This is a genomic window from Rhizobium sp. BK512 (genome assembly GCF_014194915.1).
Taxonomy (GTDB): Bacteria; Pseudomonadota; Alphaproteobacteria; order Rhizobiales; family Rhizobiaceae; genus Rhizobium.
This window is the reverse complement of sequence record NZ_JACIAS010000005.1, coordinates 354,086-374,905: the sequence shown is the minus strand read 5'-3', so window position 1 is coordinate 374,905 and position 20,820 is coordinate 354,086. Positions and strand designations below refer to the sequence as shown.

The 20,820-nt window shown below is 58.8% G+C and carries 18 protein-coding genes; 8 read left to right on the top strand and 10 right to left on the bottom strand.

All coding sequences use genetic code 11. The annotated features are described in order from the left end of the window. Positions 1 to 144: 144 nt before the first annotated feature. The 8 genes from FHX06_RS19710 to FHX06_RS19675 all read right to left on the bottom strand — a co-directional run bounded on the left by FHX06_RS19710 (position 145) and on the right by FHX06_RS19675 (position 9,771). Positions 145 to 957: an ABC transporter ATP-binding protein gene (locus tag FHX06_RS19710; protein ID WP_113116496.1), complete on the bottom strand. Its 813-nt coding sequence runs from the start codon at positions 955 to 957 to the stop codon at positions 145 to 147. Continuing rightward, entirely contained in the window at positions 954 to 1,943 is a 990-nt protein-coding gene (locus tag FHX06_RS19705; RefSeq protein WP_113116495.1) for an ABC transporter ATP-binding protein, read from the bottom strand. The genes FHX06_RS19710 and FHX06_RS19705 overlap by 4 nt, the downstream gene beginning before the upstream one ends. A gap of 2 nt (positions 1,944 to 1,945) precedes the next feature. Next, entirely contained in the window at positions 1,946 to 2,803 is an 858-nt protein-coding gene (locus FHX06_RS19700; protein ID WP_183880549.1) for an ABC transporter permease, read from the bottom strand. 3 nt (positions 2,804 to 2,806) lie between these two features. Then, complete coding sequence (locus tag FHX06_RS19695; protein ID WP_113116494.1) at positions 2,807 to 3,811, bottom strand: ABC transporter permease; 1,005 nt, start codon at positions 3,809 to 3,811, stop codon at positions 2,807 to 2,809. A gap of 104 nt (positions 3,812 to 3,915) precedes the next feature. After that, entirely contained in the window at positions 3,916 to 5,820 is a 1,905-nt protein-coding gene (locus FHX06_RS19690) for an ABC transporter substrate-binding protein (protein ID WP_113212248.1), read from the bottom strand. A gap of 197 nt (positions 5,821 to 6,017) precedes the next feature. Continuing rightward, complete coding sequence (locus FHX06_RS19685) at positions 6,018 to 7,526, bottom strand: alpha-N-arabinofuranosidase (protein ID WP_183880547.1); 1,509 nt, start codon at positions 7,524 to 7,526, stop codon at positions 6,018 to 6,020. 206 nt (positions 7,527 to 7,732) lie between these two features. Next, a complete protein-coding gene (locus tag FHX06_RS19680; protein WP_018114644.1) occupies positions 7,733 to 8,656 on the bottom strand; it encodes an ArsR/SmtB family transcription factor in 924 nt (307 codons plus the stop codon). A gap of 158 nt (positions 8,657 to 8,814) precedes the next feature. After that, positions 8,815 to 9,771, bottom strand: coding sequence for a LacI family DNA-binding transcriptional regulator (locus tag FHX06_RS19675; RefSeq protein ID WP_246715604.1), 957 nt, complete (start codon positions 9,769 to 9,771; stop codon positions 8,815 to 8,817). Positions 9,772 to 9,999: 228 nt separating this feature from the next. On the opposite strand from FHX06_RS19675, the gene ltnD reads away from it, so the two are divergent. The 7 genes from ltnD (at position 10,000) to FHX06_RS19640 (ending at position 17,468) form a co-directional block, all read left to right on the top strand. Continuing rightward, the gene (gene ltnD / locus FHX06_RS19670; protein WP_113212251.1) at positions 10,000 to 10,914 is read left to right on the top strand and encodes an L-threonate dehydrogenase; all 915 of its coding nucleotides are present in this window, start codon (positions 10,000 to 10,002) and stop codon (positions 10,912 to 10,914) included. A gap of 270 nt (positions 10,915 to 11,184) precedes the next feature. Next, positions 11,185 to 12,171, top strand: a complete 987-nt coding sequence (denD, locus tag FHX06_RS19665; protein ID WP_113212252.1) for a D-erythronate dehydrogenase — start codon at positions 11,185 to 11,187, stop codon at positions 12,169 to 12,171. Beyond that, positions 12,168 to 12,941 carry an SDR family oxidoreductase gene (locus FHX06_RS19660; RefSeq protein WP_183880545.1) on the top strand — a complete coding sequence of 258 codons (774 nt, stop codon included), beginning with the start codon at positions 12,168 to 12,170 and terminating at the stop codon, positions 12,939 to 12,941. Before denD ends, FHX06_RS19660 begins: the two co-directional genes overlap by 4 nt. A 78-nt stretch (positions 12,942 to 13,019) precedes the next feature. Then, positions 13,020 to 14,087 carry an ABC transporter ATP-binding protein gene (locus tag FHX06_RS19655; protein ID WP_112542545.1) on the top strand — a complete coding sequence of 356 codons (1,068 nt, stop codon included), beginning with the start codon at positions 13,020 to 13,022 and terminating at the stop codon, positions 14,085 to 14,087. Positions 14,088 to 14,238: 151 nt separating this feature from the next. Next, positions 14,239 to 15,543 (top strand): ABC transporter substrate-binding protein, encoded by a 1,305-nt coding sequence (locus FHX06_RS19650; RefSeq protein ID WP_113017089.1) that lies wholly within the window; start codon positions 14,239 to 14,241, stop codon positions 15,541 to 15,543. A gap of 81 nt (positions 15,544 to 15,624) precedes the next feature. Continuing rightward, entirely contained in the window at positions 15,625 to 16,557 is a 933-nt protein-coding gene (locus tag FHX06_RS19645; protein WP_112972434.1) for a carbohydrate ABC transporter permease, read from the top strand. Between the two features lie 11 nt (positions 16,558 to 16,568). Further along, a complete protein-coding gene (locus FHX06_RS19640) occupies positions 16,569 to 17,468 on the top strand; it encodes a carbohydrate ABC transporter permease (RefSeq protein ID WP_112542542.1) in 900 nt (299 codons plus the stop codon). A 27-nt stretch (positions 17,469 to 17,495) separates the two neighbouring features. Here FHX06_RS19640 and FHX06_RS19635 read toward each other — a convergent pair whose 3' ends face one another. Continuing rightward, entirely contained in the window at positions 17,496 to 18,218 is a 723-nt protein-coding gene (locus FHX06_RS19635; RefSeq protein WP_113212255.1) for a ribonuclease activity regulator RraA, read from the bottom strand. A 17-nt stretch (positions 18,219 to 18,235) separates the two neighbouring features. Further along, positions 18,236 to 19,972, bottom strand: coding sequence for an L-arabinonate dehydratase (araD, locus tag FHX06_RS19630; RefSeq protein ID WP_183880543.1), 1,737 nt, complete (start codon positions 19,970 to 19,972; stop codon positions 18,236 to 18,238). Positions 19,973 to 20,120: 148 nt separating this feature from the next. On the opposite strand from araD, the gene FHX06_RS19625 reads away from it, so the two are divergent. After that, positions 20,121 to 20,813 carry a GntR family transcriptional regulator gene (locus FHX06_RS19625; RefSeq protein ID WP_183880541.1) on the top strand — a complete coding sequence of 231 codons (693 nt, stop codon included), beginning with the start codon at positions 20,121 to 20,123 and terminating at the stop codon, positions 20,811 to 20,813. Positions 20,814 to 20,820 lie beyond the last annotated feature (7 nt).

Genomic DNA, 20,820 nt, shown 5'->3' with positions numbered 1-20,820 from the left:
CTTCAATCTAAATTTTAAGTCCCAACCAGCGGATTTCGGCGGGCGGGTTGCGATGCTCATCGATGGTTTGAGTAATGCAAGCGAATGCACTCACGATCTGAGGCAGGGTTCCACAGGTGAAGCACTTCCGTCACCGCTCGCGCGCTAGGGCGCCTCAGCGAAATCGGCGCTCAGCACGGCTTCCTTCAATGCACGCGAGTAGGAGTGCTGGGGATTGTCTAGGACCTTGCGTGCCTCGCCCTGCTCGACGATCTCGCCCTTGCGCATGATGATAATCCGGTCGCTGATATAGTAGGCGGTGGCGAGATCATGCGTGATGTAGACGATCGAAAGTCCAAGCTCGCGTTTCAATTGATCGAAGAGATTGACGATTGCCATGCGCAGGGACGCGTCAACCATCGATACCGGCTCGTCGGCGATGAGCAGACGTGGCTGCGGGATCAGGGCACGGGCAATTGCGACGCGCTGTAGCTGTCCTCCGGACAGTTCATGCGGAAACCGGCCCTTCACTTCCGCAAGACTGAGCCCCACATGGCCGAGAGCCTCATCGGCCAATCGTTCGATCTGTTGGCGATCCGACTTGCCGGCGCCGGCCGAGAAGTTCCGCGCTGTTTCGAAGAGGTAGCGATCCACGCGCTTGAGCGGATTAAAGGCTTCGAAGGGGTTCTGCAGGACTGGCTGCACTTCCCTCATGAAGGCGCGACGCTCCGCCTTGCCGTGCAGGGCCACCGCTTTCCCACGAAAATGAAGTATGCCTTGCGTGGGTGCCGTCTGGCCGAGGATCATTGCTGCAATCGTCGATTTTCCCGAACCCGATTCTCCGACGATGGAGAGAATCGCCGGTTCGCTGCCGATCTCGAAGCTGACATCCTTGACCGCCACGATCTGCCGGCGGCCTAGCATGCCGCCCTGACGGTAGATTTTCGTGACATGAGAGAGAGTGAGAAGAGCGTTCAAGCCTGATCTCCCGTAACCGCAAAGCAAGCCACTCGCCGGTCCGGCTCAACCGTGATCATCGGCGGGACCTTTTGCGAACAGATCTCCATCCGCTTCGGGCAGCGCGGATGGAACCGACAGCCTTCAGGCGGCATGGCAAGGTTCGGCGGACGCCCCTCGAGCGAAGGCCGGGCCTTCGCATCGCCGATTCGCGGCAGGCTGCCGACCAGATGCTGCGTATAAGGATGCAGCGGCAGCGCAAAGAGCTTGCGGGTCGGCGCTTCCTCGACGAGACGCCCGGCATAGACGATGCCGATACGGTCAGAAACCGTCGCATGCACACCCATGTCATGGGTGACGAACAAGAAGGAGGAGCCTATTTCATGCTGGATTTCGCGGATCATCGACAGCACGTCGCGCTGTACGATGACGTCGAGCGCCGTTGTCGGCTCGTCGGCAATGATGAACTCGGGCGTCAGGATCGTCGCGAGCGCGATCGTCATGCGTTGGCGCATGCCCCCGGAGAGTTCATGCGGATAGGCCTGGAGCAGATGCGGATCGAGTTTCAATCTCTGGAGATGCGAGCCGACTTTCGCGAAGAACTCACTCTTGCCGACTTTCATGTGACGCAAGGCGAAATCGGTGAAGGAGTGATGGATGCGCCGAACCGGGTTCAGCACATTCATTGAGCCCTGCATGATGTAGGACAGATGCAGCCAGCGAAGCGCCATCCGTTCGTCCGGCGTCATGGCGTATATGTCCTGCGTACCGCCGGCAAAATGGAAGACGACTTTGCCCGATACGACCTTGAGCGGTGGCCGGATCGCACCGGCAATCGTCTTGATCAGCGTCGTCTTGCCGCTGCTGGATTCGCCGGCGACCCCATAGATTTCACCGCGACCGATCGTAAGGGTAATGTCGTCGACTGCGCGCACTTCGCGATCGACGCCAAAAAGGAAGGCACGGTAATAGGCTTTCAGGTTCTGGACTTCGACCAGGGCATCCATGGCTAACCTCCCATCCGGTCCAGCCGGCTGCGCGGATCGTTGTATTCGTTCATCGACATGGACAGGAGAAACAGTGCCAGGAAGAGAACGACGATGACGGCAACGGGTGCAGCCACCCACCACCAGGTGCCGGCGATGAGCGCCGAATGGGCGTTGGCCCAATAGATCATCATGCCCATGGTCGGGGTCTCGATGTCGGTGAAGCCGAGAACCGACAATGTGATCTCCATCCCGATAGACCAGATCATGTTGTTCATCGTCGTGGCAAAGACGATCGGCAGGACATAGGGCAAATGCTCCTCGACGAGGATCTTGCGCATGCTCATGCCGGAATAGACGCTCTGAGTGGTAAAGGGCCGCGTTTTAAGGCTGATCGCAACAGAACGGATGAGCCTCGCATCATAGGACCAGCCGAGAGCCGCCATGATGACGATGAGGGCTGTCCAGGTCATGCTGTCCTTCAGCACAAAATAGAACAGGATCAGCAGCGGAAATTGCGGGATGACCATGACGCTGTCGTTGATCGCCATGAGGACCCGGTCAACCACGCCGCCGGCATAACCAGCGACCAGGCCAACGACGAGCGATATGATGCGAGACAGGAAGGCGACGCCGATACCGAAATAGAGCGTGTTGCGCAGCGCAGTCGTCAGCTGCCAGAAGACGTCCTGGCCGCGCGACGTAGTGCCCAGCCAATAGTCTCCGTCCGGCGGCATATCGGGCGGCAGGAGATAGATGTCCGTGGCGCCATAGGGCGAGAAATAGGACAGGATGACCAGGCCCACGATGACGGCAAAGAGTGCCAGGCCGCTCAGGAATTCCATGTTGTGGCGCGTCAGGTCGCGCAGGATCGTGAACATGGCCTACTCCACCTTGATGCGCGGATCGATGAGCGGGCTCAGGATGTCGATGATGAAGACGGCGGCCGCGACGCCGACGATCGACAAGGCGCTGAGGCCGAGCACGAGGCTGTAGTCGCCGGCATGGACGGCTGATATCAGCAGGTTTCCGATGCCGGGATAGCCGAAGACGATCTCGGTAATGACCGTGCCGTTGAAGATAGCGCCGAGCGACATCGCCAAGCCCGTAAACTGCGGCACCATGGCGTTGCGGGCGATATAGGAGCGCAGGATGCGCCGCTTCGGCACGCCGCCGAGCTCGGCAAAGACCACATAATCCTCCGTGATGATGTTGGAGACCAGAGCACGCATCCCGATCAACCAGCTGCCGGTGCCGACGAGGATCAGCGAGAATGCGGGCAGGATGGAATGCTCGAGAATGTCGATAACAAGGGAGAAAGACAGGTCGAGATTGGCGTTCATCTCATAGCCGCCATTGATCGGCAGGATCGGCCAGACATAACCGAAGACAATGAGCAGAACGAAGGCAAGAATGTAATAGGGGATCGGCAGCATCGCGATGAAGACGAGACTGATCCCTTTCAGGATCATGTTCTTCCGGTGGTAACCGGCAAGCGCACCGATCGCGTTGCCGAGCACGAAGGTAATCAGCGTCGAGACCGTCATCAGACCGATCGTCCAGGGCAGGGAACGCATGATGATGGTCGAGACTGGTGTGGGGAAGGCCGAGAGCGAGGGACCGAGGTCACCTGTCGCGAGCCGAAGCCAGAAATGCAGGTATTGCTGCCAGATCGAGCCATTCAGTCCGTAAAGCTCCCGAAGCGACTGGCGCATCAGTTCGATCGCGTTTGGATCGGATTGCCCCATCTGCGTTATGGAGCCTATGCTCTCTTCGACCGGATCGATCGGGGTCAGGTGGGTGACGAAGAATGTTATGGTCACGCCAAGAAATACGACGAGCAGAAACTGACCGAACCGCTTCAGCACAAAGATCAGATAGGACGTCATAGGGTGGTGGTTCCTCTCTGGGTCCCTTCATCGAAAGGATCGACGGGCAGATTGCCCGCCGATAAGGGGGCCGGCGCGAAAGGGCCGCGCCGGCGGTGGGAGGATTATTTCGGTTGTGCCGGTTTCAATTTGACCATCATCAACCGGGAATTCGCCCAGTTCGGTACCGGATCGGTATAAGGGTCTGATATCGTCGGGTAACCGGTCCAATAGGTCGTGTCCATCGAGGTGAAGACGTTATAGGACATCAGCGGTATCGTCGGCATTTCGCGGGCGACCAGCTTGAGATAATCCTTGCCGAGCTCAAGGCCCTTCGGATCGTCGGCGCCGATGCCGCGAATGCTTTCGATGATCTTGTCGAGTTCCGGATTGCTCCAGCGCTGCCAGTTGCGTGGCGGCTGGTTCTCACCCTTCTTTGCCACGAACTGTGAGTGCCAGCTGTCGAGGAAGAACGACAGATCGGGATCGCCGCCCCAGGTTTCCACGCTCCAGGCAATCGCTACCTGATAGTCGCCGGGCTGCAGCGCAACCTGCCAGAGTTTCGTGACCGGTACGGCTTTGGCGTCGATGCCGAAAGAGGCCCATTGCTGTGCGATGAGCGTTCCGGCCCGGGTGAAGACGGAGCGGGTGTCGCCCTCGACGGTCATCCGGATCTTGAACGGCTGGCCGTCCGGGGTCATCCATTTGCCGCCGGTCTTCTTGAAGCCTGCTTTTTCCAGCAGTTCGGCAGCTGCCTGCGGATCCGGTTTCCACCAGCCATAGCCGAACGCGCTATTGATGGCGGCCGGGTCCGTCGGGATCTGATCCTTGTATTTCGGCTGCTTACGCAGGATATCGGCGATCTGCTGGCCAACTGTCGGATCGTAAGGCTTGATCTTGCGCTTGCCCGTATCGATCTCGAAGTCCTTCAGCCAATCCTGCAGAGGAGCCTGATAGTCCGTCATGGCAATGGCCGTTGGCGGTACACCGAGTGCCGATAGCGTGGCCGCACCGCGATAGCTCGCCATGTCCACGGCCTTGATATCGATCAGCAGCGCCAATGCCCAGCGGACATCCGGGTTCTGGAAGGTCGGATCCTGCGTATTGAAAATGACAGCCGGAAGCGTCGGGTCCGGATGAGCAAAGGGGAAGCCCGGGAACCAGCTATCGACGCTCTTCGACTTTTCCTTGAGCGTGAACATGCCTTCCGGCGTATTGTCGTGGATGATATCGAGATTGTGCTCGAGCTGGGCGATGGTGCGTTTATCCGGCGGGCCTGGGTCGACATAGGTTACATATTTTGGAGCAGGCTCGCCGAACCGGCCAAGCGAAGTCCGCTGCCAGTCGTCGCGCTTCTCCCATGTGTACCATTTGCCCTGGGGGTCATAGGTCTTCAGCTTGTAGGCGCCCAGTGAGACGGGGTTGGCGAAGTCATAGCGAACCGGATCGGCGATCTTTTCGAAGACGTGCTTCGGCATGATCCAGGCACCGTTCCAACGCACGGTGAAGATCGCATGAAAACGGGAGTTGGGCTTTTTCAGCTTGAAGACGACCGTATAGGGATCGGTCGCTTCGACGCTCGCCACCTGCACGGAAAAGGCAGCACTCCAGACCATGCCGGGATGGTCCATCTGCGTCTTGACCGTGTAGACCAGGTCGTCAGCGGTGAATTCCACGCCGTCGCTCCAGTAGAGCCCCTTGCGCAGTTTCACCGTCATCTCGGTGAAGTCGGCATTGTATTGCGGTTTGTCGGCGGCAAGGGAATTGTCCCAGGTCGAGCCGCCGAGGCCTTTTTCCGGATCGATGTACCAGAGCGTGTCCATGGTCAACTGCTGCAGGCCGGTCGAAACACCGCCGCCGCCGTTGACCCAAATATTGAACCAGCCGGGGTTCTTGATGGTGCCTTCCGGGTTTTCGACGATGAGAGTGTCCTTGCGAGGCAAGGATTTATAGTCATCCGCCTTAGCCGCGGCCATAAGGCCGAGCGTCGCCAAGGCGACGCCGAATGCAAGCTTCTTCCAATGCTGCATTATCTCCTCCCTTTGAATGCGACGAGAGCGCGGCCGCAATGGACGCATGGGACGTCGCGGTTTTAGGGTTCGCAGTGGCATCGGGACTTGCACTTGTCAGGTCAGGTGCTTCTGCGAACCATTTCTCCGGCTCGGCTGCCTCCTCGCAGCGAGCGGATATTCTCCAGGCCAGCACGAGAGTGATGGCCGGAATGGCGTCAGACCGAAAGCCGGATGACGCTGTAGGACTGAGGCTTCAGGCTCGCGCGCAATCTGCCGTCCTCGACTTTCGCGTTCTCGACCTTGATTGGAGCAACCGTCTCCGGCTGCCGTGCCGTGTTGACCGCCTGCAGGTCAGGATGCGTCATCTCCAGCTGCTCGAGCACACGGGCATTGGCAAAGCCGTCCAGCCGGGCGTCGAGATCAAGCGCGCTTTGCGGATGACGGTTGACGATAAAGAAGGCCAGCGTCTTGCCATCGTCGGAAAGGACTGCGGATGTGTCCAGATAGGGCACATCGTCCGCTTCGTCGCAATCGTAGGTCGGCGCGTCAGTGATGATTTGCAGGGCTGATCCCCGGCCGTATTTCGACGCGAAGTAGAAGGGATAATAGATCGTCTGACGCCAGGCCGGACCACCATTCTCGGTCATGATCGGAGCGATGACATTGACGAGCTGGGCGATGCAGGCGATGCGCACGCGATCCGAACGGCGGATGAAGGTGTTGAGAATCCCGCCGACCTGCAACACGTCCTCGAAATTATAGACGTCCTCGAGAAGGTGTGGGGCATCGGGCCATTCGTTTTTGGCTAGGATATCCTTGTCCTGCTGGTTGGAATGATACCAGACATTCCATTCGTCGAAGGAAATCCCGATCGTCTTCTTTGACCGCTTCTTCGCCTTGATGTAGTCGATCACACCGCCGATCGTGGTAATGTAACGGTCAAGCTTTGTCGTGCGGGCAAGGTAGTTGAGCGTATTTTTCTCGCGGTTTGCGAAATACATATGCAGGGAAATATAGTCGGCGCTGTCATAGCACTCGTTGAGGACCTCTGCTTCCCAATCCGGATAGGTCTTCATATCGGAATGTGAGGAGCCGCAGACCACGAGTTCGAGCGACTTGTCGAAATTCCGCATGGCCTTTGCCGTTTCGTCGGCGAGCCGGCCATATTCGTGCGCTGACTTGTGTCCTACCTGCCAGGGGCCATCCATTTCGTTGCCGAGGCACCACAATTTGACGTTATGGGGTGCTTCCCAACCATGCTTGCGACGCAGGTCCGACCAATAGGTGCCGCTGGGATGGTTGCAATATTCGAGGAAGTTGCGGGCCGAATCCAGCCCGCGTGAGCCGAGGTTGACGGCGAGCATGGGCTCCGTCTTCGCCTTCTTGCACCAGTCGACGAATTCATTGACGCCGATTTGGTTGCTTTCACGGGTACGCCAGGCAAGATCCAGCCGGACAGGACGTTCGGAACGCGGACCAACGCCGTCTTGCCAATCATAGGCGGAAACGAAATTGCCGCCAGGGTAACGACAGTAGGGCGTATCGAGTTGCTGGACGAGATCGATAACGTCTTGCCGGAAGCCGTCCGCGTCTGCTGTCGGATGCCCTGGCTCGTATATGCCGCCGTAAACGGCTCTCCCGAGGTGCTCAAGGAACGAACTGTAAAGTCTGGGATCAATGCTCGCGACCCGAAAATCGCGATGAACAACAACATTCGCTTTCAACGAACCCTCCCGTAAATATCGATTTCTTCGTTCTTGTGCAGCTATTTTGATAGCTTGATGAGTGCGAGTCAATCGAACAGCGTGTGAGTTGTTGGCAGCCCGCCAGTGAAAAATAATAGTTATTTAACAATAATTTAGGGAACAATTTCCATTGTCCGGAGAAAAATTTCTCGCGACTTTAAAATCAGGATTTTCGATATTGTTCGTTAAATATAGAGGCGCATAACAATGTCGCGGCCATGATTCCCAAATCCACGGCCAAATATGTTGACGCCACCGGTATGGCTGGCGTTCTCGGCAATGCCGATCCGCAGGCGGATCGAGGAATGCTGCGCGAGAGCAAGGTCTTCCACCGTGACATTGGAGGTTGAGATGCCGTCGATGAATGTGCCTCGTGTGGAGATACGCCAGGTCTTCAACTTGCCGTACTGAGAGCCTTCCAGCTTCCACCAGGCAGGTGTGTGAGCACCGCGCTTGTCACCGTAATCGCCCGGAGAAGTCCAGGTGCCGACCGGTATTCCATTGACCCAGATCGTGATGTCCGAGGGCCAATCGGGATTGGTCCCAGGCACTTCAGAAGACAGTTCCATCGAGAATTCAATGGCGCGCACGTCCTTGTTCAAAACCTTGGCATTGTTCGGGAATTTGTATTCGACATAACCCCTCCCGAACCACACAAGACCGGCCTGCATGCGCTGTGGATCAAGGAAATAATCAGGAACATCGAGCAAGCCGATTACACTGTCACTGGAGCAAAGGCCGCATGGGGCGTGGATATCGCAGCTCGTGTAGAGCCCAACCGGCATCTCGACCTCGATGACGTCATCCGCCTTGTTGACGGACTTGTCCTCAAAGCTGATGAGTATTTCGTCATAAACCGCGGAGCAGATCTTCTGATTGCCCTTCCGGCCTTTGGCGAGGCGGGATTCGACCAGTCCTACCTCTTCCAGAATTTGAATTCCGGTTGCGACGGTCGACTGCGGCAGCGACAGAGCCCGGGCCATGTCGTTGACGTTCATGGGACCCTTTGAACACAAAAGTTTAAGGAGTTGCAGGCGCCCAGGCGCCGAGAGAGCTTTGATTACGGTGTCATTGACTCCGGCATCGATCGTCAAAAACGAGCGTTCCATGGCTTCTCCATGCTGCATCACATATCGATTTATATCGACAATGCTGATATAGCAAGCCGCGCGTGGATATAGATCGACTTCCCTGATTTAAATCTCAGCATTCGTTGAAATTGACAAGCGCGTCTCTCCGCAAAACCACGTCGGTTGGCAAACCGGAGTTACGAACCGGAGTTGCCCGGTACAATACCCGTAATCTCGGGAACGAAGGCGGTGATCTTGCCGCTCGACGGAATATCCGGCGCCATGGAGCCGCATGCCAGACGTGCTGCGACTTCACCGATCATACGCCGCGGCGATTTGGATGTAGCGATCCTCACGGGAAGCGCAGCCGCGAGTTCAAGGCCGTTGAAACCCGCCATCAGAATGTCGTCAGTCCGTGAAGCCTCGATGCCGGCAAATGCGCCCCCCGCGGCCATGTCATCATTGGAATAATAGATGCAGTCGAGGTTCGGCTCGTCACGCAGCAACTGCTGTGTCAGATATTTGCCGAGACTGACGGAGGAAAGGGTGTCACCCAGCCTTTGCCCGATGAAGGCGAGACCGCTTTCGTGCAGGGCGCGCTCGAAGCCGGCCTTGCGTTTTGCGGCACGCAGGTCCCGCTCCAGCGCACTGCCGATATAGCCGAAACGCTTTCGGCCGGAGGCAATCAGCGCTCTCGCCATTTCCTCGCCTGCCTTTCCGTGCGACAGGCCGACATTGAAATCGATCGGCGTACCATCGAGATCCATGATCTGAATGACGGGAATATCCGCGCTTTTCAGTATTCTCACCGTATCTTCGGGCTGGTCGAGGCCGGTGACGATAATGGCGCTCGGCCGCCAGGACAGCATGTCCCTGATAACGTCACGTTCCTTGCGCGTATCGTAGTCTGAGAGCCCGAAGACCGCCTGCATTCCGGACCCTTCGAGCCCGGTCGAAATGCCTGTGAGCACCTCGGGAAAGACGATATTGGACATGCTCGGGACTACGACGGCGACGAGATTGGTTTTCTGTGACGACAATGAAAGGGCAAGCCGATTGCCGACGTAACCGAGTTGTTCCGTCGCCGTCAGCACTCTCTGGCGAGTTTGCGCGGAGACGTCAGGTGCACCACGCAGCGCTCGGGATACAGTCATCTTGCTCACGCCGGCCGCAGCGGCAACCTCTTCCAGAGTGGATTTGCGTATCCCCAAGGGGTCCCCCGATCAGTGCCGACACCAGCACACGCGCATAAATCATAAGCCGATTTCGCAAAAAGAGGAATTGCCGACGCTTGACATATGTTACGAAATTGAGGCTTGTTATCGATACCGGTATCGATAACACCGTACTCAACGCTGGCATTCCACGTTGGAGGAGGAGCTGTGCAGGACATACGGACAGCAGCGGTCATCGGCCTTGGATCGATGGGATGGGGCGCTGCCCTGTCGCTTCTGAGGGCGGGTTTTATCGTCCACGGATGTGATGTCCGATCGGATGTGTTGCAGCGCTTTTCGGAAGCGGGCGGCAAAACCTGCGAGACACCGTCCAAAGCGACAGCGGAAGCCGATGTGGTGTTCGTGTTCGTCGTCAACAGCAGTCAGGCCGAGGATGTGTTGTTCGGGCCGGGCGGTGCGCTGGAGACGGCTCGCGCCGGCACCGTCTTTCTGCTTTGCGCCACCATGGCGCCGAGCGCCACAGTCGCGATTGCCGACCGACTGGAAGCTGCCGGCATGCTTGTCGTCGATGCGCCGGTTTCGGGCGGCCACGCCAAGGCGCTTTCCGGCGAGATGGTCGTTATGGGCTCTGGCTCGCCGGAGGCTTTTGCGCGCGCACAACCGGCGCTCGATGCGGTCTCCGGCAAGGTCTTCCGGCTCGGGGACAGGCCCGGCCCCGGTTCGCAGGTGAAGATGATCAACCAACTGCTGGCCGGGGTGCATATCGCCGTGACGGCCGAGGCGATGACGTTTGCAGCCAAGACCGGGATCGACCTGAAGACGCTTTACGAGGTCCTGCGGGTTTCGGCAGGCTCCTCCTGGATGTTCGAGAACCGGGGCGAACATATCGTCTCGGGAGACTATACACCGCGCTCGGCGGTGGACATCTTCGTCAAGGATCTCGGCATCGTCGCCTCCGAGGCAGAGCGGGCAGGCGCCGCCACTCCGCTCGCTTCGACTGCGCTCTCGCTGTTCCAGCAGGCAGCCGAAGCCGGTCTCGGCAAGGAGGATGATGCCGCCGTGGCAAAGGTCCTTGCCGAAAAGAGCGGCGTCGTCCTGCCGGGCATGACTGTTATTCGCTGACAGGCACTGGGCAAAGGAGACATGAGACTTATGTTCGATTGCTACCACCCGCAGATCATGCAAGGTAAGTTGACCTGCAGGTTGCAGTTTTGTTTGATTTTATCTGGTCGGTAACGTTCCTGCGTATCGGTCCGGACTTTGGAAAACTTGAAGGAATAGATGGCGTTGCGCTTGGTGTGACGCGCGGAATCCAACCGGGGAGAACGGGTTCCGATCTGACACGAGGTCGTCTCGAAGAACGAGATCGGCGGCGCTGGGAGGTAAGCAGACATGCATGTGATGATTTTGGGTGCGGCAGGCATGGTCGGCCGCAAGCTGGTCGAAAGAATTGCCCGCGAACCCGACGCGCTCGGCACTACGATCAGTCGATTGACGCTGGTCGATGCATTTCAGCCGCCGGTACCCGAAGCCCTTCAGTCCCTGTCAAACGCCATGACGTTCGATCTTGCCCGGGCGGGTGTTGCCGACAAGCTGATCGAGGCCCGGCCGGATCTGATCTTTCATCTGGCGGCGATCGTTTCAGGCGAGGCGGAAGCGGATTTCGATAAGGGCTATGCCGTCAATCTCGATGGGACGCGCGCACTGTTCGACGCAATCCGCCAAGAGGGTCTGAAATCCGACTATATGCCGCGTGTCGTGTTTGCTTCATCCATCGCCGTGTTCGGCACGCCTTTCCCTGATGTCATTCCGGACGAGTTCTTCTCCACGCCCCTGACAAGTTACGGAACCCAGAAAGCCATCGCCGAGTTGCTGCTTGCAGACTACTCGCGTCGCGGGATTTTCGATGGCGTCGGCATTCGCCTGCCGACGATCTGCGTGCGCCCTGGCGCACCGAACAAGGCCGCATCCGGTTTCTTCTCCAATATTCTGCGTGAGCCGCTCGCCGGCAAGCCGGCCGTGCTGCCGGTCGGCGATGGCGTTCGGCACTGGTTCGCAAGTCCGAGGGCGGCGGTTGGTTTCTTCGTCCATGCTGCAAAAATCGATACGGCAAAGGTGGGGTCGCGGCGCAATCTGACCATGCCGGGTCTCTCGGCGCTGGTTTCGGAGGAAATCGATGCCCTGCGCCGGGTTGCAGGCGACAAGGCGGTTGCCTTGATCAAGCGCGAGCGTGACCCGGTGATCGAACGGATCGTCGCCGGCTGGCCGACCCAATTCGATGCGAAGCGAGCGTCCGAGCTCGGCTTTACGGCGGAGACGAGCTTCGACGAGATCCTGCAGGTGCATATCGAGGACGAACTCGGCGGGAGGGTTGCATGAGCGGGAGTTCCGGCGAGCAGTCAAAGATTGCCCTTGTGACTGGCGGAGGCACCGGCGTTGGCCGCGCAATCGCAAAAGGACTGGGGACTGCGGGCTACAAACTGGTCATTTCGGGGCGACGCGCCGAGATTCTCGAAAAAGCCGCCGCCGAACTCGCCAGCGAGACAGGTGCAGAAGTTACCGCAATCCGCGCCGATGTCGGCGATCCGCTTTCAGTCAGAGCATTGTTCGATGCGATCGAAAATCGGTATGGCCGCCTCGATCTCCTAGTCAACAATGCCGGTGTCTCGGCGCCGGGGATATCGTTGGAGGACGTATCTTTCGAAGACTGGAGCGCCGTCGTATCGGCCAATCTGACGGGCGCCTTTCTCTGCACGCAGCAGGCGTTCAGGCTGATGAAGGGTCAGATGCCGCGTGGCGGCCGCATCATCAACAACGGCTCGGTTTCGGCAACGACGCCACGTCCGAATTCCGCGCCCTATACGGCGACCAAGCATGCAATCACCGGACTGACGAAATCGGCCGCTCTCGACGGTCGCGAATTCGATATTGCGTGCGGCCAGATCGATATCGGCAATGCGGCAAGCGACATGACGAAAAGAATGGCCACCGGCGTTCTTCAGGCCAATGGCACGACTGCCGTGGAGGAGACGATTGATCCCAAACATATCGCCGATGCGGTCGTCTATATGGCGGGCCTGCCGCTCAGCGCCAACGTGCTGACGATGACCGTGATGGCGACCAAGATGCCCTTCGTCGGGCGCGGGTGACCAGCGGTCCTGCGCCAGCGAAAAGCATGAGAATACGAATACATATCATGTGATGCTCGATATCTGGGAGGAGGGAGTATGGCAGGTGTTCAATTCGCGGAAGTGCGCAAATCATTCGGCGCATTTCCGGTCATCAAAGGCGTGAACATCGATATTGCCGATGGTGAATTCGTCATTCTCGTCGGCCCGTCAGGCTGCGGCAAGTCCACGCTGCTGCGCATGCTGGCGGGGCTGGAAAACATCTCCGCGGGCGAAATCCGGATCGGCGGGCGGGTGGTGAACACCTTGCCGCCGAAGGATCGCGACATCGCCATGGTCTTCCAGAACTACGCGCTCTATCCGCACATGACGGTGCAGCAGAACATGGGCTTTTCGCTGATGCTCAACAAGGCGCCGAAGGCCGAAGCCGAAAAGCGGGTGAAATATGCCGCCGGCATTCTCGGGCTCGATGCGCTGCTCGACCGTTATCCACGCCAGCTTTCCGGCGGCCAGCGCCAGCGTGTCGCCATGGGCCGCGCCATCGTGCGCGATCCGGAAGTCTTCCTTTTCGATGAGCCGCTCTCCAATCTGGATGCGAAGCTGCGCGTCGCCATGCGAGCCGAGATCAAGGAGCTGCACCAGCGGTTGAAGACCACTACCGTCTACGTCACCCACGACCAAATCGAAGCGATGACCATGGCCGACAAGATCGTCGTCATGCATGACGGGATCGTCGAGCAGGTCGGTTCGCCTTTGGAACTCTACGACAAGCCGGCCAATCTCTTCGTCGGCGGCTTCATAGGCTCGCCTGCAATGAACATGATCAAGGGCAGGCTCGATCCCGAGAATGCAGCGCGTTTTATCACCGCTGACGGCACGGCGCTTCCGGTCGCCAATGCGCCGGAAAGCGCTAAAGGACGTGACCTCGTCTATGGGCTTCGGCCTGAATATATCGTGCTCGATGCCGGCGGCCTGCCAGGTGAGATCGTCGTCATAGAGCCGACCGGTTACGAAACACATCTCACTTTGAAGCTTGGCGGCACAGATCTCAACTGTGTCTTTCGCGAACGCGTCAATGCACGGCCGGGCGAAAGCCTGCATGTGATGATCGACGCCTCGCATGTTCATCTCTTCGATGCAGAAGGCGGCCAGAGATTGACCAATTAAGCCTTCAGGCGGGGCGCGGCAGAGGAGGAGTCTTCCCGCCCATTCGCCAGATGGCTGGCATCCCATTTTCAGGATGCAGGTACCGTCGTTCATCAAGCGGGAGATGAATGTCGGAGAATTCTCTCCCGCTTTTTCCAGGAGGAGGAATATAATGACGATCAAGAGACGTGAATTTCTTGCCGCTTCGGCAGCAGCGGCCGGCGTCGCCGGTCTCGGCATCAGGCCGTCTTTCGCACAGGCAGAGCCGACCTACACGCCGGAAAGTGGAGCGAGCCTGCGCCTGCTTCGCTGGACACCCTTCGTGAAAGGCGATGAGGAGGCCTGGCTTGCAAATACCAAGAAATTCACGGAGGCAACCGGTGTCGAGGTCCGTATCGACAAGGAGAGCTGGGAGGACATTCGCCCGAAGGCTGCTGTTGCGGCCAATGTCGGTTCCGGGCCTGACCTCATCATGTGCTGGTTCGATGATGCTCACCAATATCCGGACAAACTCGTCGACCTGACCGAACTCGCCAACTATCTCGGCAACAAATATGGCGGCTGGTACGATGGGGTCAAAGGTTATGCCTCACGCGGCGATACGTTCATTGCCATGCCGCTGACGGCGATCGGCAATGCCGTCGTCTATCGCGACAGCCATGTGAAGGCGGCTGGCTTCAGCGAATTTCCCAAGGACACTGCCGGCTTCCTGGAGCTTTGCAAGGCCATGAAGGCAAAGGGCACGCCTGCCGGCTTCCCGCATGGCAAGGCCGTTGGTGACGGCAACAACTATGCCCATTGGCTGCTCTGGAGCCACGGCGGCAAGATGGTCGACGAAGGCGGCAAGGTGACGATCAACAGCCCGGAAACGCTGGCGTCGATCAACTACGCCAAGGAACTCTATGCGACCTTCATTCCGGGCACGGAAAGCTGGCAGGACGTCAACAACAACCGCGCCTTCCTTGCCGGCCAGGTTTCGCTGATCGCCAATGGTGTGTCGGTCTATTACACCGCCAAGAACGATCCCAAGCTCGCAGAAATCACCAAGGACATTCGCACGACGAACTTCCCGATCGGCCCGGTTGGCCAGAGCGTCGAGCTTTGCCAGACGAGTTCATTGCTTCTGTTCAAGCACAGCAAATATCCGGAAGCCGCGAAGGCCTACATCAAGTTCATGATGGAAGCCGATCAGATGAATGCCTGGATCCAGGGTTCCAGCGCCTATTGCTGCCAGCCGCTCAAGGAATTCGCCAAGAACCCGATCTGGACTGCCGATCCGATCCATGCGCCTTACGCACGCGCCTCGGAAAAGCTGCGTCCGAACGGCTATGCCGGCCCGCTCGGCTATGCCTCGGCTGCCACCATGGCCGACTATGTTCTGGTCGACATGTATGCCGCCGCGGTTACCGGCCAGATGTCGCCGGAAGATGCGATGAAAGAGGCCGAGCGCCGGGCGAACCGCTACTACCGCGTCTGATCCCGCATTTTCCAAGACAAGCGGCATGCCGGAAACCGGCGTGCCGCAAGCCTGAAATCTACAGCAATCTGGAGATAAGCAATGTCGACGGTGAATTCCGGGGATGCGCGCGCGCCGACGTCCGCGCTCCTGCAGAACAATAACGTGCTCGGATTCCTGTTCATGCTGCCGGCGGCGGTCTTCCTGGTCTGCTTCCTGACCTATCCGCTGGGGCTTGGTGTCTGGCTTGGCTTCACCGATACGCGCATTGGCCGCGACGGTATCTTCATCGGGCTGGAGAACTATCAATACCTGATGGACGACAACGTCTTCTGGCTGTCGGTCTTCAACACCGTCCTCTATACCTTCATCGCATCGCTGCTGAAGTTTGCCCTTGGCCTCTGGCTGGCGCTGCTCCTGAACCAGCATCTGCCGTTCAAGAGTTTTTTCCGCGCGATCGTGCTTCTGCCCTGGGTCGTGCCTACCGTGCTGTCGGCCCTTGCCTTCTGGTGGATCTACGATTCCCAGTTTTCGATCATATCGTGGTCGCTGATGCAGCTTGGCCTGATCGATGCGCCGATCAACTTCCTTGGTGATCCCACCAATGCGCGCATTTCCGTCATTATTGCCAACGTGTGGCGCGGCATTCCCTTCGTGGCTATTTCGCTGCTTGCCGGCCTGCAGACCATCCCAGCGTCTCTGCAGGAGGCTGCCTCACTTGACGGGGCGACCAGCTGGCAGCGTTTCCGCTACGTGACGCTGCCGATGTTGACGCCGATCATCGCGGTCGTGATGACATTCTCGGTGCTTTTCACTTTCACCGATTTCCAGCTCATCTACGTGCTGACCAAGGGTGGCCCGGTCAACGCCACGCATCTGATGGCGACATTGTCCTTCCAACGCGGCATTCCCGGCGGCCAGCTCGGCGAGGGTGCTGCGATCGCCGTCGCCATGATCCCGTTCCTGCTTGGAGCGATCATGTTCAGCTTCTTCGGTCTGCAACGCCGCAAATGGCAGCAGGGCGGCCAGGACTAGGGAGAAAAACAATGTCGACCAATTCCAATACCGCCAACGTCGTCCTGACCGATAATGCCGAGGGCATGAGCTATCTGAACCGCCTGCCGCGGCGGGTGGTGATGCTCTATCTGCCGATGGCGGTTTTCGTCTTCGTGCTGCTCTTCCCGTTCTACTGGATGGCGATCACCGCGGTGAAGCCAAACGAACAGCTGACAGACTATAGCAATTACAGCCCGTTCTGGGTGGTCGGGCCGACGCTCGATCATATCAAATATCTGTTCTTCGAAACGTCCTATCCGGGCTGGATGTGGAACACGATCCTTGTCGCCGTCTGCTCGACCTTCCTGTCGCTTGTGGCGTCGGTCTTCGGCGCCTATGCGATCGAGCGCGTGCGCTTTACCGGCTCCCGTTCCATCGGCCTCGTCATCTTCCTTGCCTATCTCGTACCGCCATCGATCCTGTTCATTCCGCTTGCCTTCATCGTTTTCAAGCTCGGCATCTATGACTCGCGGCTCGCGCTGATCTTCACCTATCCGACCTTCCTCATTCCCTTCTGCACATGGCTTCTGATGGGTTACTTCCGCTCGATCCCGTTCGAGCTCGAGGAAAGCGCACTGGTGGACGGCGCCAATCGCTGGCAGATCCTGACGAAGATCATCCTGCCATTGGCAGTGCCCGGCCTGATCTCGGCCGGCATTTTCGCCTTCACCCTGTCGTGGAACGAATTCATCTACGCCCTGACGTTCATCCAGTCGTCCGAGAACAAGACGATCCCCGTTGGTGTGCTGACGGAGCTGGTGCGTGGCGACGTGTTCGAATGGGGATCGCTGATGGCGGGAGCCCTGTTCGGTTCGCTGCCCGTCGTCATCCTCTATTCGTTCTTCGTGGACTATTACGTCTCGTCGATGACCGGGGCGGTCAAGGAATGAAAGGGCAGAAGCTGCCCCTTGCCGAGTCTACCGATTATTCCTCTTCCGCCACTCGGCGAACTTTGCGCGCGGCGCTTCGCTGGTTGCCGGATAGAGCCCGATGATGGTCGCGCCGGCGAGCACTTCCTCGGTGACGAAATCCTCGTAGGCCGTCATCTCGACGGCCTCGTCGGCGATCTCCTCGGCAAGATGCAGGGGGATGACCACCACGCCCTCATTGTCGCCGACCACCACGTCGCCCGGGAAGACAGGAACATCGCCGCAGCCGATCGGCACATCGATCTCGATTGCCTGATGCAGGGTCAGGTTTGTTGGCGCTGACGGCCGGTGGTGATAGGCAGGGATATCGAGCCCGGCGATCTCAGGACTGTCACGGAAGCCACCGTCGGTCACGACACCGGCAACGCCGCGAACCTGCAGGCGCGAGACGAGAATCGAGCCGGCGGAGGCCGCACGCGCGTCCCGCCGGCTGTCCATGAGCAGCACTGCGCCCGGCGGGCAGCGTTCCACGGCTGCGCGCTGGGGATGTTCCGGATTGCGGAAAACATCGAGCGTGTTCAGGTCTTCGCGCGCCGGAATATAGCGCAGCGTGAAAGCCTGGCCGACCATATTGGTCTTCTTCGGCGAGAGCGGGCGCACGTCCTGGATGAACTGGTTGCGCAGGCCGCGTTTGAAAAGAGCGGTACAAAGCGTTGCGGTCGAAACGCTTTTCAGCTTCTCACGCGTTTGCTCGCTCAAAGTGGTGGTCATATCTTGTCCTCCTGAAATCAATAGATATCCGGCTCGCCGGGGGCGGGGCCAAAACCGGTTTCCAGAAAATCGAAATCGCAGCCCGTATCGGCCTGGGCGATGTGGCGGGCAAACATCCAGCCATAACCGCGGCCGAATTTCTCTGGCGGCTTGACCCAGGCGGCACGGCGGCGCGCCAGTTCTTCATCGTCGACAAGCATGTCGATGCGGCGGGCTTCGAGATCGAGGCGAACGATATCGCCGGTTTTCAACAAAGCGAGCGGGCCGCCGACATACGATTCCGGTGAAATATGCAATATGCATGCGCCGTAGCTCGTGCCGCTCATACGCGCATCCGAGAGGCGCAGCATGTCGCGATAACCCTTCTTCAGCAGCGCCTTAGGCATTGGCAACATGCCCCATTCCGGCATGCCAGGGCCGCCCTGCGGACCGGCGCCACGCAACACCATGACGTGATCCGGTGTGATGTTGAGGTTCTCATCGTCGACAGCCTTCTTCATATCCGGATAGCTGTCGAAGACGAGGGCTAGGCCCTCATGCTTGTGGAAGCGCGGATCGCAGGCCGCGGGTTTGATGACGGCGCCGGTCGGTGCAAGATTGCCTTTCAGCACTGCGAGCGACCCTTCATGGTAGAGCGGATTGTCGAGAGAGCGGATGACATCGTCATTGTAGCATCTGGCACCCTCAAGCGTTTCGCCGAGTGTTACGCCGGTGACCGTCATCGTCGAGAGATCGAGCTTGGAGGAGAGCTTCGCCATCAGCGCCCTCAAACCGCCGGCATAATAAAAGTCCTCCATCAGATAGGTCTTGCCGGTCGGGCGGATATTGGCAAGCACAGGCGTCGTGCGGCCCGCGTGGTCGAGATCGTCAAGTGTCAGCGGTATGCCGGCCCGGCGTGCCATCGCGACCAGATGCACGATCGCGTTGGTGGAACAGCCCGTCGCCATGGCTACCGTCACTGCGTTATTCACTGCCGTCCGGGTGACGATCTTCGTCGGCACAAGATCCTCCCACACCATCTCGACGATGCGACGGCCGACTGCCGACGACATGCGGATATGGTTGGAATCGGCAGCGGGAATGGAACTTGCACCCGGCAGCGTCAGCCCAAGCGCTTCGGCGATCGCCGTCATCGTGCTTGCCGTGCCCATGGTCATGCAATGGCCATAGGAGCGGGCGATCCCGGCCTCCACTTCGACCCATTCGGTTTCGGAAATCGTGCCGGCCCGCCGCTCGTCCCAGAATTTCCATGCATCCGAACCGGAGCCCAGATATTCACCGCGATAGTTGCCGCGCAGCATCGGGCCTGCTGGCAAATAGATCATCGGCAGCCCCATGCTGAGCGCACCCATGATAAGCCCGGGCGTCGTCTTGTCGCAGCCACCCATCAGCACTGTGCCATCGACCGGATGTGAGCGCAGCAGTTCTTCTGCCTCCATGGCGAGCATGTTGCGATAGAGCATGGTCGTCGGCTTGACGTAGCTTTCCGACAGCGACAGCGCCGGCAGTTCGAGCGGGAATCCGCCCGCCTGGAAGATGCCACGCTTCACATCCTCGACGCGATGCTTGAAATGCGCATGGCATGGGTTGGCGTCTGACCAGGTATTGAGGATGGCGATGACGGGCTTGCCCGACCATTCCTCCGGCGCATATCCCATCTGCATGGTGCGGGAGCGGTGCCCCGAACTTCTGAGGTCGTCGGGCGCGAACCATCTGGCGCTGCGCAGCGTGGAAGGGCTTCTCCTGACATTCATCGTGAAGTCCTGTCTCGGATTAAAGAAAATGCCGTCCCAATCCCGGCGCGACCTTGGGCGAATGAACTGAAGCACTAATGCATCAGTGCATCAAGCCAGAAAATATGTTTAAACGGTCGGCAGTGTTTCGAGGGTGGGACAGGCAGGCGTGAAAGTTAATCGGACAGAATTTCCTCTCGACCGAACGCGTCAGGTCGCACCGCAAATTCTTGAAATCCTTCGCTCCCGTATTCTCTCCATGGATCTGACGCCGACGACGGTTCTGTCACGCGTGTCGCTGCAGAGCGAGTTTAATGTCAGTCAGACGCCTGTGCGGGATGCCTTGATGCGGCTGGAAGAGGAGGGACTGGTCGAGGTCTATCCGCAATATGCCACTGTCGTTGCCAAGATCGACATCGAGCATGCCAAGCGGGCGCATTTTCTCAGGCTGTCGATCGAACTCGAAGCGGTTCACAGGCTGACGCTCGCAAGCCCGACCGAGACGGCGCAGGTATTGGAGCGGGTACTTCGTATGCAGGAGGCAGTGGCCTCGCCAGTTCAGTTTGACCAGTTCGATTCACTCGACAGGGAGTTCCATCGCACGCTCTTCGAGCGCAACGGCATTCTGGGTCTCTGGACAACGGTGCGGCGTCAAAGCGTCCATCTCGACCGGCTGCGCCGCCTCAACCTGCCGATGCCCGGCAAGTTGGAGACAGTGCTTGCCGATCATCGTGCCATCGTTGAAGCTGTTCGCTCCGGCGAACCCGAAAAGGCGGTCGCGGCGATGCGCAAGCACCTGTCGGGCACGCTGTCGATCACGGATATCATCTGCGCGCAATATCCCGATTTCGTCCGGCGTTAAGGACAGG